Raw genomic sequence first — 16183 nt, forward strand, 5'->3', positions numbered from 1 at the left:
ATACCATTGGCTTTACCACCAAGGATAACGATACGTTCTGCAACGGTGTCAAACGCCTCAGTCAGACGCTCATAAGTTTCATCCAATAACTGATGGACACCAATAAAACCAGTACCTTGTAAATTCCAATGGCACTGCTTACTGTCCATACTTAAATCAATCAAATTTGCTAAATTAGAATTTAACAGATCGACCATTTTTTTAGCTGTTTCATCATCAATACCACTTGCGTAACGTTCTCTCATAATTTACTCCATTATTTTAAGTTTTTATTAGATGTTAGATTAACTTTTAAGCATGTTGTTGATTGTACTTATTACTTACTATTCATACTGCTTGCTAATTAATTCAGTACTCATAGTAGCAACTTATCGAAATGATTAAACCCCTATGTTTTAGGCTTTAGTAAGTGGTCGTGTAACGACTTTGTTAATCATGAAAAGCTTTGTAAAGGTAACTACCATTCTGTGCGTTTTTTATAAATAATAAACGCTGTTTTATCGGTAGCCGTTTTAAGATAATGAGTTTCCTAGTATCTATTTTAAATTTGAAGCGATGCCCAATTTAACTCTTATTCCAATGGTTAAATAGGCAGACAGGTAACGCGTAAGTTGATGGATAAGACCGGCAATTATCCTTTAAAAACTGCACTTTAGACCCCATATTGTTATAAACCTTACCTCTTATAACCTTTTATAAATATCAGGAAGAAAGCCATTATGCGAATGCCTGAACCGCGCTCGTCGCGTCAGTTAAACCAATTGGCCACTCAGCTGCAAGGCGAAGCTGAAATCAGTGGTGTCAATGCGTCTGGAACGCAAATATCAAGCCGCGCCTTTGAGATGGTCACCGACTTTGAACCTGCAGGCGATCAACCACAAGCCATCGAAAAGTTGGTCAAAGGCATCAACTCAGGCATGGATGAGCAGTTATTACTGGGTGTCACTGGCTCTGGTAAAACCTATACCATGGCCAAGGTCATCGCTGAGTGTCAACGTCCGACTATTATTATGGCGCACAATAAAACCCTTGCTGCGCAGTTATATGGTGAGTTTAAAGCGTTTTTCCCTAATAACGCCGTTGAGTATTTCGTCAGTTATTACGACTATTATCAGCCAGAAGCGTATGTTGCTGCTAGCGATACCTTTATTGAAAAAGACAGCGCCATTAACGATCATATTGACCAAATGCGCTTGTCAGCGACGCGAGCGTTGCTTGAGCGCCGTGATGCGATTATCGTTGCTTCCGTATCGTGCATTTATGGTTTGGGCGATCCAGAAAGTTATTTAAAAATGCTTTTGCATGTGGTGGTTGGCGATAAAATCGATCGCACGGCGACCATTAAGCGTTTGGTTGAGATGCAATATAACCGTAACGAGCTCGACTTTGGCCGCGGTACATATCGACTACGCGGCGAATTATTGGATATTTATCCAGCGGAATCTGAGCAATTGGCGGTTCGGGTTCATCTGTTTGATGATGAAGTGGAAAAAATCACGTGGTTTGACCCGTTAACAGGCAAAACCGTCCGAAGCGTGCCGCGAATTACCATTTATCCGAAATCGCATTATGTGACGCCGCGCAATAAATTAGAAGCAGCAAGCCATACCATTCGTGAGGAGCTTGAGCCGCGTCTCGAGTATTTCCGCGACAATAATAAGTTGGTTGAGGCGCAGCGTCTTAAAGAGCGCACCCAGTATGACCTTGAGATGATTCAGCAGCTTGGTTACTGTAACGGTATCGAAAACTACTCGCAGCATCTTTCTGGTCGTCCGTCAGGGGAAGCCCCGCCGACTTTGTTTGATTATATTCCAGAAGATGCGCTGCTGTTCCTTGATGAGTCGCACGTGACGGTTTCGCAAATTGGTGCAATGTATAAAGGCGATAGATCGCGTAAAGAAAACTTGGTCAATTACGGTTTTCGTTTGCCAAGTGCGATGAATAACCGCCCGATGAAGTTTGAAGAGTGGGAGCGTATCAAGCCTAAGACCATTTATGTGAGTGCGACGCCTGCCCAATACGAGCTTGAGCATAGCGAACAAGTGGTTGAACAAGTCGTGCGCCCAACGGGTTTGATTGACCCGGAGATTGAGATTCGTCCAGTTTTGACACAAGTTGATGATGTGTTGTCAGAGATTACCAAACGCCGTGAGCTTGATGAACGTGTCTTAATCACTACTTTGACCAAACGCATGGCAGAAGATTTGACCAGTTATTTGAAAGAATACGATGTCAAAGTTGCCTATTTACACTCAGATATCGATACGGTTGAGCGTATGCAGATTATCCATGAGCTGCGAACGGGCGTCCATGATGTATTAGTCGGTATTAACCTTTTGCGCGAAGGACTTGATATGCCTGAGGTGTCATTGGTGGCGATATTTGATGCTGATAAAGAAGGCTTTTTGCGTTCTGAGCGCTCTTTGATTCAGACCATCGGCCGTGCTGCGCGTCATTTAAATGGTAAAGCGATTTTGTATGCCGACCGTATCACGCCTAGTATGGAAAAAGCGATAGAGGAAACTGACCGTCGCCGCGAAAAACAAGTGGCCTTTAACCTTGAGCATAACATCACCCCAAAAGGCGCGCGCCGTAGCATCACCGATAAAATCGATACGGGTGATGATTTGGATGCTAACGACAATCAGATGATTCCAGTCAAGAGTAATTTGCCTGATGTCGATATTAGCATTTTGCGCAGCCCTGATTTGCTCGCCAAAGAAATTAAGCGTCTTGAAAAACAAATGCAGCAAATGTCACGGGAATTGAAGTTTGAAGAAGCGGCAAAAACGCGTGATAAAGTATTGGAATTGAAAGCACATTTGATTTAATGATATGAGGCAGCTTTATTTAACCGTTTGTATGTAATCTGAAGAAAGTGAGTGGCCTGGTTTGGCGCTCACTCTTTTTTATGGATTATGCTACCGAGGATATTTGATACAGTGAACTATGTATCGTTATATCTGATATCCTAGTATTAGAATTAATAGCAATTAGGCGTACTATTTATTGTGCTTACCAACAACTTACTAGAGTTAAACTCTAACGAAAACTCACTTGGTATGTCAGACACGGCTAAACAAGCTGTAATTGATGCGTTAGCCATTGGTTTTCGTTATCCAGACGACCAACGCGCAGCTTTAATCACCAGAGTTGCCAAAATCAATGGCCTGAATGAAAGTCAAATTTCTCTAGGTAGCGGCTCCAGTGAAAATATCCGCACTGTCGTACAAATGCTACAAAACAGAGCCTTAAGAGAGGGCAGGAATTTTCAATTAATTGTGCCGCACCCAACCTTTGCTTATGCGGAATTGTACGCAGTTTCTATCGATGTGCCGGTGATAAAAGTAGCGCTAACGCCTGAAAATTATGCTTTTGACTTACAAGCGATGCAAAAAGCCGCGGATGATTTCGATGGTATCAGCTTGTTTTATCTGTGTAATCCTAATAATCCAACGGCGACGATTACCGCTACGGACGAATTAGAAGCATGGGTACAACATGCTCCAAAGCATCACTATTTCTTATTAGATGAAGCCTATTCAGAATATGTCACCGACCCAAGTTTTGAGAGTGGGATTGCATGGATAAAAGAGCAGCGCTCTGACAATATTGTCATTGTCAGAACCTTCTCAAAACTGTGCGCGCTGGCAGGAATGCGCGTTGGCTATGCAGTCGCAAGCCCGCAAATGATTGCCAAACTCGAGGCATTTATATCGGTCGATAATACTAACTTAGCAGGTGCAGTAGCAGCGCTTGCAACCTTAGATGATGAGGCGTTTTTAGCATTGAGCTTACGCACCACCAATCAATCGCGCCAGATGGTTGAGCAGGTACTCGATGAGCTTGGTTTACGCTACTTGCCATCGCAAGCCAGCTTTATATTTCATGAAATAAAAGGCGAGGTGCAAATTTATATCGATAGAATGCGCGAACATGGTATCGCCGTTGGGCGTGAGTTTGCACCTATCACAGGCTTTAATCGTTTAACACTTGGTACGCCTGATGAGATGGCAGTATTTATGAAAACCTTAAAAATGTTTCGTGAGAAAGGCTGGGTATGAGTGAGCCAAACCCTGTAGTTTAACTATTATAAAGGGAAGTTGCCTAATATGCAGTTTCCCTTTTTTTAAAGCAAATAAGTATACTTAATTTTAAATTGAAGCAATAGAAGCATAAGGACAACACTTTATCGGTGTTAATTTATAACTAATAATTTGCTATTAGATAACTTGTAATTATGATAAATGCCACTTAATATGATGTGAAGCAGCTGCATGCGCTTTCTCACTCATGGACGACTTAGGCAGATTATCTATATGCATAATAATATCGATAACAACAGTAATAAATTACTCAAGTTAGACTTCAATGAAAATTCCTTAGGCATGGCAGACTCTGCCAAACAAGCCATCACTAATGCCTTAGCTGGCGGTGCTCGCTATCCTGATAAACATCGCACCACGCTATTGAGCAAAGTTGCTGCTATCAATGGCGTCGCTGAAAAACAGGTTTTACTGGGCAATGGTTCGATTGAAAGTATCAGAGCGGTCGTACAAATGCTGCATGACAAAGCCTTGAAAACAGACATAGGATTTCAACTCATCATTCCAGACCCGACTTTTGGCTGTGCAGAGCTATGTGCGCTTTCTCTTGGTATTCCAGTGGTCAAAGTGCCATTAACTCGCGATAACTATGATTTAGACTTTGCTAACCTAAAAAAAGCTGCCGCTGCCTTTGACGGTATCAGTCTATTTTATCTGTGTAACCCTAACAATCCAACGGCAATCATTACGGCACAGGACAAACTCAAATCCTGGTTGCAACATGCGCCAAAAAACCACTACTTCTTATTGGATGAAGCCTACTTTGGCTATATTACAGAGCCAGGTTTTGAGAGTGGTGTTGAATGGGTAAAGCAGGGGCTATCAGATAACCTAATTGTCGTTCGCACCTTTTCAAAACTGTTTGGCTTGGCAGGCTTGCGTGTGGGCTATGCGATTTCAAATCCAAAGATGGTTGCAGAAACTGGGTCTTTAATGTCTACAGACAATATCAACTTATTAGGTGCTGTCGCGGCAATAGCGACGCTAGAAGACGAAGCATTTTTGACGCACAGTTTACAAACCACCAATCAAGCAAGGCAAATGATGGAGACGGCGCTCGATGAGCTGGGGCTGCGTTATTTACCCTCGCAAACCAATTTTATTTTTTATGAAGTAAATGGCGATGTGCAAACCTATATCGATAGAATGCGTAAACATGGTATTGCCGTTGGTCGTGAGTTTTCTTCTATCCCAGGTTTTAACCGCATTACATTGGGAACGCCAGAAGAGATGACGGTCGTTATTGAGGCGTTACAGTTATTTCGTGAAAGAGGTTGGGTGTGATTGCACCAAATCGTATGATTTAATTTATCAAAAAAGAGCAATGCTTAGATGGCAACCTTGCTTTTTTACCAACATCAAACGCAGTTTTACATATTCTGTCTTAAAAAATATCAGCTCAGCTTATACGATAGGTTAATAAAGCACGATCTAACAAGCATAAAAAATATGCTGCACAACGATCATAAAAATAGCCGTGCTAAAAGTTTTTAAAATTTTAAGACAAAGGGTGTATATATGTTTGATATTAAATCGTTTTTTAAGCGAGAAGTAGAAAAGAAACTCACCAATGTGGATGATTATATCTTTATGCCTGAGCGCGTTGAGATGGCACTTGAAGGTGGTGAGCTGAATTGTGTGTTAAATAGCGATGGCCGCGTCGACATTTTTTATAGTAAGCAAGGGGTGACAGAAGTCAGTTCAGCGTCGCGTAAGCATCCTTTTACAGCGTTTGAGACCGAGTTGTTTCATGGTGTTTATGATGATGTCATCCATGCCTTGGTCAAAGAAGTAGATAAGATAATTGACGGCTCGTCCAAGTATTTCCACCGTAGTAAAATATTGCCTTCGACGCCGTCTTTGCCCGTTCGTCCAGATCCTAGTAATGAACTATAAGCTGATCCATTTTAAGAGCGTAAATGTTTTATAAATACCCTTAATAATAAAATTAGCAATAAAAAACTAAATCAATCAATTGGGTTATGCAATTGATAACCCAATTTATTTCGCGCAAACAAATCCTATCGATAAGTCAATTGGTCAGCTATTTATTTAACAATGCTGCCGTAGCAACTCTGTAGCGACTTTGCCACAACTCTAGCGACCAGCTGTGTTCGATAACTAGCATCTATCGCCGCATTACCTAATTCTACAATGGTTACTTGCTGCGGGGCTTGCTCACTCACGCAGCCACAAACTCTACTTTTTACCTCTTCCTCTTGAGCGTCAGTCATCGCCACACTAGCAATTCGCCACGCATTTTGTTTTTCGATCTGACTGCGACATTGATTATCAATGGCAGTTTTAAAAATATTCATACCAATTTCATTTGCCGAGCCAATGGCGTTGCCTGCATTAGTATTGCCATCGGTTGTCGCACAGCCTGTTAATGCAAAGGTGGCAAGCATGAGGGTCGAAGCCAGAAGTTTTTTCATAAGTTTTCCTTTGAGATTTATGAGTGTTATCAATATTATTGGTAGGTTGTGTTTAATCGAAACTAATTATAGTGATGGACAATTATAAACAAGTAATTTCTATAAATTAATAAAAAAGGTTAATCGATTGTCAATAACTCCCTGATTGAGTCTTGTTGATCCCTGCAACCTTTGCTCGCGGACTGTAGCATGACAAGGATTAGATTTGCCTTTAAAACTGAGTAAAACGGACATAAAAGTTTACAAAACCCTTAAAGTCTGATTAAATAACCTGTAAATATGAAACCTAGTACCGCCTGGCGAAACAACAGTTACGTTTGATGATCTTAAATCAGCAAACTTGAAGAAATACATTAAGATTCATGAGACTTGGGTTTTAATATCGCATAAAACGATGTAGCAATGTATGACACCCCATGTTTTAATTGCAGGGATCCTTTTTTATTTTATAAATGGGTCGCTGCACTTTTCAAGTATCAACATAGTATATAAAGCTCATAAATCAACACGGATTAGTTACTATTACGGTGACATGGTTGCGTAATATTTTATAAATCCACTTCGCTTTATTTTATCAAGGATGAAAATAATGACGTTTTTTAGTAAAACTCCTCTACTAGCTGCAATTGTTGCTTTAAGTATGACGATGGTTGCCTGTTCAGACAATACCGCGACTGATACCAATGATGGCGCTACCACTGACAACACTACTGCTTCAGCGTCGAGTGATAAGCTTGAAACAAAGTTTGTCACTATCGCAACAGGGGGCGCATCAGGTCCCTATAATATTATTGGCACTTCTTTAGCAGAAATCTACGCCAAAACCTTCGGCGTTAATGCTAAGACCCAAACCACAGGGGCGTCAGTAGAAAACGTCAATCTACTCACGCAGGGTAAAGTCGATATGGTGCTGGCACTTAGTGATGTCGTCACTAATGCGGTTGAAGGCACTGAAGACTTTAAAGAACCGATAACCAATATTCAACAAGTTGCCGTTCTATATCCCAATGTGATTCAGATAGTCGCTTCAGAAAAATCTGGTATCAAAAACATTGAAGATTTAAAAGGTAAGCGTATTGCGGTTGGTGATCAAGGTTCTGGCACAGAAGTAAATGCTCGAACATTGTTAGAAGGTTTTGGTATTACTTATGATGATGTCAAAGTCGACTATCTAGGCTTTGCCGATGCAGCCGATGCGATGAAAGCAGGTAAGATTGAAGCGGCATTTTTTAGTAGCGGCTTACCAAACTCTTCACTGTTAGAGCTAGAGCAGGGCATCAAATTGCAGCTGGTCACCATCAATCAAGATAAACTCAAAAAAATTATCGAAAACAAGCCTTACTTTAAGACGTTCGAGATTCCTGCTGGCACATACGGTAATGATGCTGCCATTCCAACAACCGCCGTGATGAATGCGTTGTTGATTCGTTCTGACATCTCTGAAGAGGATGGCTATAAACTGACCAAAGCACTGTTTGAAAACTTGGATGGATTGAAGAATGCCCATCAAGCAGCCAATGATATCAGTTTAGAGACTGCTCAAGAAGGAATGGTCGCTCCTATTCACCCAGGCGCTAAGAAATACTATGAAGAGCAATCAGCTAAATAAGCGCTTCAGTTTCACAATTGGCGCAGCAGTCATCGTTGCGCTAGTTTTTTTAACGTTATGGGCAGTTTTTGCACGTCAATCTGTCATCGAGGTGCGTGTTGATGACGTTGCTGAATCTGATAAGAAGATATGTTATTTCGTTGAGCCCAATTTTCAATTGCGCTGGATTCATTCTGTAGAAAAACAGTGGTGGGAGGAGCAATATGTTCGTGAGAAACAAGGATTATTGCTAACCACCACTTATTTGCAAGCTTTTGGAGCAGGAACCCCATCTACTGAAAATGTCGCTCCCGTAAAAAAACCAGGCTATGTCGGGTATGAAATCAACGAAAGGCTCCCCAGTCTCAACTGGGTGGTCTCAAGACGAACCAAAGGTGAAATTGATTATGCCGATCATCGTATTTTAATTCATCAATGGGTGCCTGATTATTCTGCAGTAATTATTACGCCCAAATCGTATAGTCTAATAGATAGATTCAATAAGGATTTTTGTCATGAACTCTCAAGTGATGGATCACAATAGCGAGACTACTGTCTCTAGTGACAACGCTAAGTTGTCAAAGCAACCGAACCTTCATGATAGCCCTGATATCGATGACGATGTTGATCCTAACCTCACACAAGCCATATTAGAAAAGTACGACCGAGAGTCAATTACGCGTCATATCTCTCAGGGTCCAGTAAAATATATCATTGCTACGATTTGTATTTTATATTCACTTTTTCATCTATATATTACTTTTAATCCTATGCCATCATTGTTACAGCGTTCTGTGCATGTGGGCGTTGGTTTTGCATTGATTTTTCTGATTTTTCCAGCCAGTAAGAAGAGCAGCCGCAAGCGGGTGGCTTGGTACGACTGGATTTGGTTCGTGTTATCTTTATCTGGAATGGCGTATCTTATCTATGAGTATCAAGATATTGTGACCTCACGCGGCGGCATAGCCAATCAAACGGATGTATTGTTCTCTATCATCACAGTGATCTGTGTACTCGAGGGCAGTAGACGAATTACAGGTTGGATATTGCCGATATTGGCGTCGATATTTTTGCTATATCCATTTATCAGCCATATGGATTTTATGCCTGATCGGCTGCTGACTCGACCTTATGATTTTGGCGATATTTTTGGTCAATTATTCTTAAAAACAGAAGGGCTGTATTCAGTCGCCATTGGTGCCTCGGTCACATTCATCTTCCTATTTATTTTGTTCGGGGCATTCTTGGCACGCTCTGGAATGGGGCAGCTATTTAATGATTTGGCGTTGGCGCTCGCAGGCGATAAAAAAGGCGGCCCAGCAAAGGTAGCGGTTATCTCAAGCGGTTTTATGGGTAGTATCAATGGCTCAGCCTTATCGAACGTGGTCAGTACGGGCGCATTTACCATTCCGTTGATGAAAAAGGTTGGCTATCATAAGGATTTTGCGGGCGCTGTAGAGGCAAGTGCGTCAGTCGGTGGTCAAATATTGCCGCCAATTATGGGTGCCAGTGCTTTTATTATGGCAGAAACAACAGGACTGCCATATAGTACGATCGCTTTAGCTGCCTTATTACCTGCTATCTTGTATTATCTGGGCGTCATCGCGCAGGTGCATTTTCGTGCAGGCCGCCGTGACTTAAAAGGCATGGCGAAAGAGAGTCTGCCACAGGTAAAAGAGGTGTTAAAGGCGCGCGGTCATATGCTGCTGCCTATCGTTTTTCTCATTTATTTATTAATCCAAAATGTTCCGGTAGGATACGCAGCTGCTTACACCATTGGTTTTACTGTCGTGGTTAGTATGCTACGAGCTGAGACGCGCATGAGCTTTAAGGATATTCTAGGCGCACTAGAAGATGGCGCGCGCCAGTCATTAGCGGTAATGGCGGCCTGTGCGGTCGTAGGGATTATTATTGGAGTGGTCAGCTTAACGAGTTTTGGTACGGTAATGACCTCTTCCATTGTTACCTTAGGGGCAGGATCATTATTGCTCACCTTGATTTTGACCATGCTGGCGTCGATGGTCTTAGGAATGGGCTTGCCATCAATCCCTGCGTATATTATTACGGCAACGATGGCAGCACCCGCATTAGCAGGGTTCAATATTCCTATATTGGCTGCGCACATGTTTGTGTTCTATTTTGGTGTGTTTGCCAATATCACTCCACCGGTCTGTTTAGCTGCCTTTGCTGGGGCGGGTATTTCAGGCGGCGATCCCATGAAAACAGGGTTTCTGTCGTTAAAATTAGCACTGGCTGGGTTTATCGTTCCGTTTATGTTTATTTATAATCCTGCAATGTTAATGATTGACCCAGCAGGACTTGCCGTTACAGCGAAAGAATTCCCATTGCCGCCAGTCATCGAAATTGTTACGGCTGTTGTAACATCTGTCATTGGTGTGATTGGGCTGAGTGCAGCATTAGAAGGATATTTTAAAGGCAGTATGAATTTAATCACGCGTATCCTTTTGGCCGTTGGTGCTTTACTACTAATCTATCCAGGTCTTATCACAGGTTTAATAGGCGGTATCATTATTCTCGCTATCGCAGCATTGAATATAAAAACTAGTAAAACTCCAGTGTTACCCCTGAACGTTTAATCTCGTTTAGAACATCCGTTAAAAGCATAAAAAAGGCGAACAGTAGATATCTACTATTCGCCTTTTATATATTTTAAGATAAACATTCTCACGCAAGTTTGATGACCACTAAACGAAACGCAATAACAGCATTTAGTTAACAGCCAAGCTTACCTTCAGCTTCTAAAGCCTTTTTACTGCGAATTGGTGCGGGGCAATCTTCACCATAGTATTGACGATCGGCAAAGTAACTTGAGCGTACCATCGGACCTGCCCAAATACTAAAGAAACCAATCTTTTTGCCATAGTCCATATAGCGCTGAAACTCATCTGGATGAACATAGCGATCGACTGGGGCATGGTCTTTACTGGGTTGTAAGTACTGACCGACGGTAATCATATCAACGTCATGCGCTTTTAAATCATCGAGCAGCGCATAAATTTCTTCTTCGGTCTCACCAAGTCCAACCATAAAGCCGCATTTGGTGGCAATATCAGGACGGCGCTCTTTGTATATTTTGAGCAAATTTAATGAATGCTGGTAATCAGAACCCGGACGGAAAGCTTTATAAAGACGAGGTACAGTTTCGATATTATGGTTAAACACATCTGGCGGTGTTTCCGTCAATAAGTCTAAGGCGATATCCATACGACCACGAAAATCTGGCACGAGTATTTCAATCAAGCAATTTGGGCTAAGTGCTCTTGACTCGTTTAATACTTCTACAAAATGTCCAGCACCGCCGTCTTTTAAATCATCCCGGTCAACCGAGGTAATCACCGCATATTTCAGACCTAGGCCTTGGATGGTCTCAGCGGTATGGCGTGGCTCGTCTTTGTCCAACTCATTGGGACGACCATGACCGACATCGCAAAACGGGCAGCGACGCGTACAGATATCACCCATAATCATAAAGGTTGCTGTGCCATCGGCAAAGCACTGCGGCAAATTCGGACAAGCCGCTTCTTCACAGACGGTATAAAGCTTTTGCTCACGCAAGGTAGCTTTGATACGTGCCACTTCTGCAGGTGACGACATTTTTACCCGAATCCAATCAGGCTTTTTCTTCGCCTCAACGGTCGGAATCACTTTAATTGGGATACGCGCTACCTTGTCATATCCACGTAGCTTTTCGCCTTGGATGGCTTTTTTTGGTTTTGCACGGGCAGCGGGGACGTGGGTTTGTACGGCGTTTGTCATAATCAAATGTTCTCTTAACCCTTGATAGGATAAGGGTTTTTGGCATTATTAGAATGTTTTATGAATGAAGCTATTATAGCAGGTATTTGGTCAATATTTTTTAGACAATCTCGTTAAAATGAGGACACACCCTAAGAAAGCTGTTGTAAACATAAAGGTTTTGCAGAACAAAAAGGCTTGCATGAACGATAGAATACTACGAAGTTTGGCTTTACCGTAGTTTTATTTATTGATATTAATATCCATGTCATTTAGCACATCTATGGCGGCGCGAAACGCTTCTTGGGTGGCAGGTGCGCCGCAATAAGGCAGGCTATGCATCAATACTTCTCGAATTTCAGCGACACTGGCGCCATTATTTATCGCCCCTCGGATATGACCTTTTAGCTCAGCAGGACTTTTTTGCGCAATTAAAAAAGCCATGGTAATTAATGAGCGATATTTACGCGGCAGTATCGACTCATCTTGCCACGTGCTGCCCCAAGCGTGTTCGATAATCCAATCTTGTAAAGGCTGGGTAAATGGTGTTGCTGAATCAAGCGAGCGTTTGACGTGCGCTTCGCCCATGACCTCGGTACGAACTTTTAAACCGTTGTCATAATTGGCATTATTGTCCATGTTATTGTCCTTAATATTTACTGGTAAAGTTGGTTTTATCACGTCAAATATAAAAATTCGCTGATGAAAAACATCTTATGAGTTTTTAGATGATAAGAGTATAACAAGTACAGGGTTTTTATTTAACCACGTCAGCTATAGTAGGGCGAGACCTTAATTCAGTAGACAAACCTTTAAGTAGGCTAAAAAGGGCTAAATTTTGTCGAACGTCATCAATTAGCTAAGTAATATCCTAATATTATCGGCGCTACTTTTCTTGTTTGACGGCGATTCCTCTCATTTTTATCACTATTTTTCAAATGAGGATATGCTCTAGTGATGGTACTATTTTTATAATAAATGTCCAATATGGCTTTATTCTGCGCCTTTTCGCGGCGTAACCATTAACATTTTGAGCGTTTTGAGCTATGATTACACAGATAATTATTCAATGCAGTACATCGATGTAGGCTGTCATTCTGACTACTCACGTGATGTACTGGTCACCAAACCGACGAGGACGACTATTGTGTTAGAAGCTTATCGTAAACATGTCGCAGAACGTGCTGAGCTAGGAACTGTTCCACTTCCATTAAATGAGAAGCAGGTAGCAGAATTGGTTGAGCTGCTTAAAAACCCACCAGCGGGCGAAGATGCGTTCTTGATGGACTTGTTAGAAAACCGTATTCCTGCCGGGGTTGACCAAGCCGCTTATGTTAAAGCTGCATTTTTAGCTGCTATCGTTAAAGGCGAAGCGACTTCATCACTTATCAGCAAGAAAAAAGCCGTTGAAATCTTAGGCACCATGCAAGGTGGTTATAACGTTCAGCCATTGGTTGCCGCGCTTGATGATGCGGAAGTGGCTCAAGAAGCCGCTGATGCTTTAAAGAAAACGTTGCTAGTATTCGATGCGTTCAATGACGTAACCGAAAAAGCGGAAGCTGGCAATGCGATCGCTAAAGAAGTCGTTCAATCTTGGGCAGACGCTGAGTGGTTCTTAAACCGTGATGCTGTTCCAGCGAAGACCACTTATACCACATTTAAAGTGACTGGCGAAACCAACACCGATGACTTGTCACCTGCGCAAGATGCGTGGAGCCGCCCAGACATTCCATTGCATTCATTAGCCATGCACAAAAACTCTCGTGACGGCATCATTGCTGACGAAGAGGGCGTTATTGGTCCAATGAAGCAAATCGAAGCGCTAAAAGAAAAAGGTCATCCACTTGCCTATGTTGGTGACGTGGTTGGTACGGGTTCTAGCCGTAAGTCTGCGACCAACTCAGTACTTTGGCTTATGGGTAATGATATTCCAAACGTGCCAAACAAACGTGGTGGCGGTCTAGTATTAGGTAACAATATCGCTCCTATCTTCTTTAATACTATGGAAGATTCTGGCGCCTTGCCAATCGAAAAAGTCGCGGTTGATAATCTAAATATGGGCGATGTTTTTGACATTTATCCGTATGAAGGCAAAATTACTAAGCATGACTCTGACGAGGTATTATCAACGTTTACGCTAAATTCGCCAACACTCCTTGACGAAGTTCGTGCTGGTGGCCGTATTCCATTAATCGTTGGTCGTGGTTTGACCAATCGCGCTCGTGAATATATGGGTCTAGGTCATTCAGACGTATTCGCTAAGCCAGAAGAGCCAGCGAATACTGGTAAAGGTTTTACTCTAGCGCAGAAAATGGTTGGTAAAGCTTGTGGCCTAGAAGGCGTTCGTCCTGGAATGTACTGTGAACCAAAAATGACCACAGTCGGCTCGCAAGATACCACAGGCCCGATGACTCGTGACGAGCTAAAAGACTTAGCGTGTTTGGGCTTCCAAGCAGACCTCGTGATGCAGTCGTTCTGTCATACTGCCGCTTATCCAAAGCCAGTTGACGTTGAAACTCAGCACACACTTCCTGACTTTATCATGAACCGCGGCGGCGTCAGCTTACGTCCAGGTGATGGTATCATTCACTCGTGGTTGAACCGTATGTTACTTCCAGATACCGTTGGTACTGGTGGTGACTCGCATACGCGCTTCCCAATGGGTATCTCATTCCCAGCGGGTTCTGGTTTGGTTGCATTTGCTGCCGCAACTGGTGTGATGCCACTAGATATGCCTGAGTCTGTCCGTGTGCGGTTTGTGGGCGAACGTCAACCTGGCATCACGCTTCGAGACTTGGTCCATGCGATTCCTTATCAAGCCATCAAAGAAGGCTATTTGACCGTTGAGAAGAAAGGTAAAATCAACGAGTTCAATGGTCGTATCCTTGAGATCGAAGGCTTAGAAGACTTAACGGTTGAGCAAGCGTTTGAATTGTCGGATGCGTCAGCTGAGCGTAGTGCGGCTGGTTGTACTATCACGTTATCTGAAGAATCAGTAACTGAGTACCTAAACTCAAACATCACGCTGCTTAAATGGATGATCTCAGAAGGCTATGGCGATGCGCGTACGATCAGCCGCCGCGTTGAGCAAATGCAAGAGTGGCTTACCAACCCAAGCCTCATGCGTGCTGACGAAGATGCAGAATATACTATCGATATGACGATTGATATGTCTGAAATCAAAGAGCCGATTCTTTGTTGCCCGAACGATCCAGACGATGCCAAAACATTGGCAGATGTCGCAGGCGATACCATTGATGAAGTATTCATCGGTTCGTGCATGACCAACATCGGTCACTTCCGTGCGGCGGGAAAACTTTTACAAGACGTTCCAGCAGGCAGCCTCAAAACTCGTCTATGGATTGCGCCGCCAACCAAAATGGATGCGCGTCAATTGATGGAAGAAGGCTACTACAACATTTATGCTCAAGCCGGCGCTCGTACTGAAATGCCAGGTTGTTCGTTATGTATGGGTAACCAAGCACGAATCGCGCCGAAATCGACTGCGGTATCGACTTCTACCCGTAACTTCCCGAACCGTCTAGGACAAGGTGCTAACGTTTATCTGGCTTCTGCAGAGCTCGCAGCGGTAGCGGCGGTACTTGGTAAACTACCAACCAATGACGAATATCAGCAGTACGCTGGTATGCTAAACAGCATGGGTGCGGAAGTGTATCAATACATGAACTTCGATCGCATGAAAGACTACACTGAAGAAGCGGACAAAATTAACGTTGCTCAGTTGACCTAAGCTTTAAATTGAAACGTTTTTAAAGTTTTATCGCTCTTACATAAATAGGAACCCCGTATCGTGATGATGCGGGGTTTTCTTCTTTTTAATATCAATAATGCATTTAACTGTAATCACGACAGGAGTTGTCGTAATAGACATACGTCTGCACTCAAAACTCTTAAAATATATCTATAATCAAGAAATAAAATTGTTATAGGCATTAAGATGAGTTTTTCAATGGAAATATTATTAGGTTTTTTAGCAGTGATAGCAGCTATTACTGTACCACTCATTATCTATTTTCTGCAAAAAAGCAAAAAGCAACTTTCCTATGAAATTATTTCAAACACACAGTTAGTAGGTGTTGAAAACGAGATTCAAGATAGGATTACGATATTATATGACGAAAAACAAGTTGTAAATGTTCATTTAATTTCTATTAGGTTCGTCAATGATGGAAACCAACCTATTTCTATAGATGATTCTGCTATGCCTATTAACATAAAATTAGGTAGCGCTACAAATATACTTACCTGCGAAGTGTTTGACCCCTGCCGTCAAATCC

The 16183-nt window shown here is 42.4% G+C and carries 13 protein-coding genes; 9 read left to right on the top strand and 4 right to left on the bottom strand.

The annotated features are described in order from the left end of the window. Positions 1 to 245 (bottom strand): Dps family protein (locus tag B4K26_RS10910; protein ID WP_296245501.1); only part of this gene is annotated, 245 nt, incomplete at its 3' end. Positions 246 to 719: 474 nt separating this feature from the next. Here B4K26_RS10910 and uvrB point away from each other — a divergent pair. The 4 genes from uvrB (at position 720) to B4K26_RS10930 (ending at position 6002) form a co-directional block, all read left to right on the top strand. Beyond that, complete coding sequence (gene uvrB / locus B4K26_RS10915; RefSeq protein ID WP_296245503.1) at positions 720 to 2831, top strand: excinuclease ABC subunit UvrB; 2112 nt, start codon at positions 720 to 722, stop codon at positions 2829 to 2831. A 180-nt stretch (positions 2832 to 3011) separates the two neighbouring features. Next, positions 3012 to 4064 (top strand): pyridoxal phosphate-dependent aminotransferase, encoded by a 1053-nt coding sequence (locus B4K26_RS10920; protein WP_296245505.1) that lies wholly within the window; start codon positions 3012 to 3014, stop codon positions 4062 to 4064. A gap of 255 nt (positions 4065 to 4319) precedes the next feature. Then, positions 4320 to 5390: a pyridoxal phosphate-dependent aminotransferase gene (locus B4K26_RS10925; protein ID WP_296245507.1), complete on the top strand. Its 1071-nt coding sequence runs from the start codon at positions 4320 to 4322 to the stop codon at positions 5388 to 5390. Between the two features lie 234 nt (positions 5391 to 5624). Continuing rightward, positions 5625 to 6002, top strand: coding sequence for a hypothetical protein (locus B4K26_RS10930; protein ID WP_296245509.1), 378 nt, complete (start codon positions 5625 to 5627; stop codon positions 6000 to 6002). A 152-nt stretch (positions 6003 to 6154) separates the two neighbouring features. Here the strand turns inward: B4K26_RS10930 and B4K26_RS10935 are convergent, their stop codons facing one another. Continuing rightward, the gene (locus B4K26_RS10935; RefSeq protein ID WP_296245510.1) at positions 6155 to 6541 is read right to left on the bottom strand and encodes a hypothetical protein; all 387 of its coding nucleotides are present in this window, start codon (positions 6539 to 6541) and stop codon (positions 6155 to 6157) included. Positions 6542 to 7130: 589 nt separating this feature from the next. Here B4K26_RS10935 and B4K26_RS10940 point away from each other — a divergent pair. From B4K26_RS10940 to B4K26_RS10950, 3 genes are read left to right on the top strand one after another with little or no spacing between them, the layout of a single operon-like run. Then, on the top strand, positions 7131 to 8150 hold the full coding sequence (locus tag B4K26_RS10940) for a TAXI family TRAP transporter solute-binding subunit (protein ID WP_296245512.1): 1020 nt from the start codon (positions 7131 to 7133) through the stop codon (positions 8148 to 8150). Next, complete coding sequence (locus tag B4K26_RS10945) at positions 8128 to 8673, top strand: DUF1850 domain-containing protein (protein ID WP_296245513.1); 546 nt, start codon at positions 8128 to 8130, stop codon at positions 8671 to 8673. The genes B4K26_RS10940 and B4K26_RS10945 overlap by 23 nt, the downstream gene beginning before the upstream one ends. Beyond that, complete coding sequence (locus B4K26_RS10950) at positions 8645 to 10726, top strand: TRAP transporter permease (RefSeq protein WP_296245514.1); 2082 nt, start codon at positions 8645 to 8647, stop codon at positions 10724 to 10726. The genes B4K26_RS10945 and B4K26_RS10950 overlap by 29 nt, the downstream gene beginning before the upstream one ends. Before the next feature lie 136 nt (positions 10727 to 10862). Here B4K26_RS10950 and lipA read toward each other — a convergent pair whose 3' ends face one another. Together lipA and B4K26_RS10960 are read right to left on the bottom strand one after the other, a co-directional pair. Further along, complete coding sequence (gene lipA, locus B4K26_RS10955; RefSeq protein WP_296245515.1) at positions 10863 to 11906, bottom strand: lipoyl synthase; 1044 nt, start codon at positions 11904 to 11906, stop codon at positions 10863 to 10865. A 222-nt stretch (positions 11907 to 12128) separates the two neighbouring features. Continuing rightward, positions 12129 to 12524 (bottom strand): carboxymuconolactone decarboxylase family protein, encoded by a 396-nt coding sequence (locus B4K26_RS10960; RefSeq protein WP_296245518.1) that lies wholly within the window; start codon positions 12522 to 12524, stop codon positions 12129 to 12131. Between the two features lie 508 nt (positions 12525 to 13032). On the opposite strand from B4K26_RS10960, the gene acnB reads away from it, so the two are divergent. Then, on the top strand, positions 13033 to 15636 hold the full coding sequence (gene acnB, locus B4K26_RS10965) for a bifunctional aconitate hydratase 2/2-methylisocitrate dehydratase (protein ID WP_296245521.1): 2604 nt from the start codon (positions 13033 to 13035) through the stop codon (positions 15634 to 15636). Positions 15637 to 15843: 207 nt separating this feature from the next. Further along, the coding region (locus B4K26_RS10970) for a hypothetical protein (RefSeq protein ID WP_296245519.1) at positions 15844 to 16183 on the top strand (340 nt) is incomplete at its 3' end.

Origin of the sequence: Psychrobacter sp. UBA6766, assembly GCF_002453355.1 — a bacterium.
Lineage (GTDB): Bacteria > Pseudomonadota > Gammaproteobacteria > Pseudomonadales > Moraxellaceae > Psychrobacter.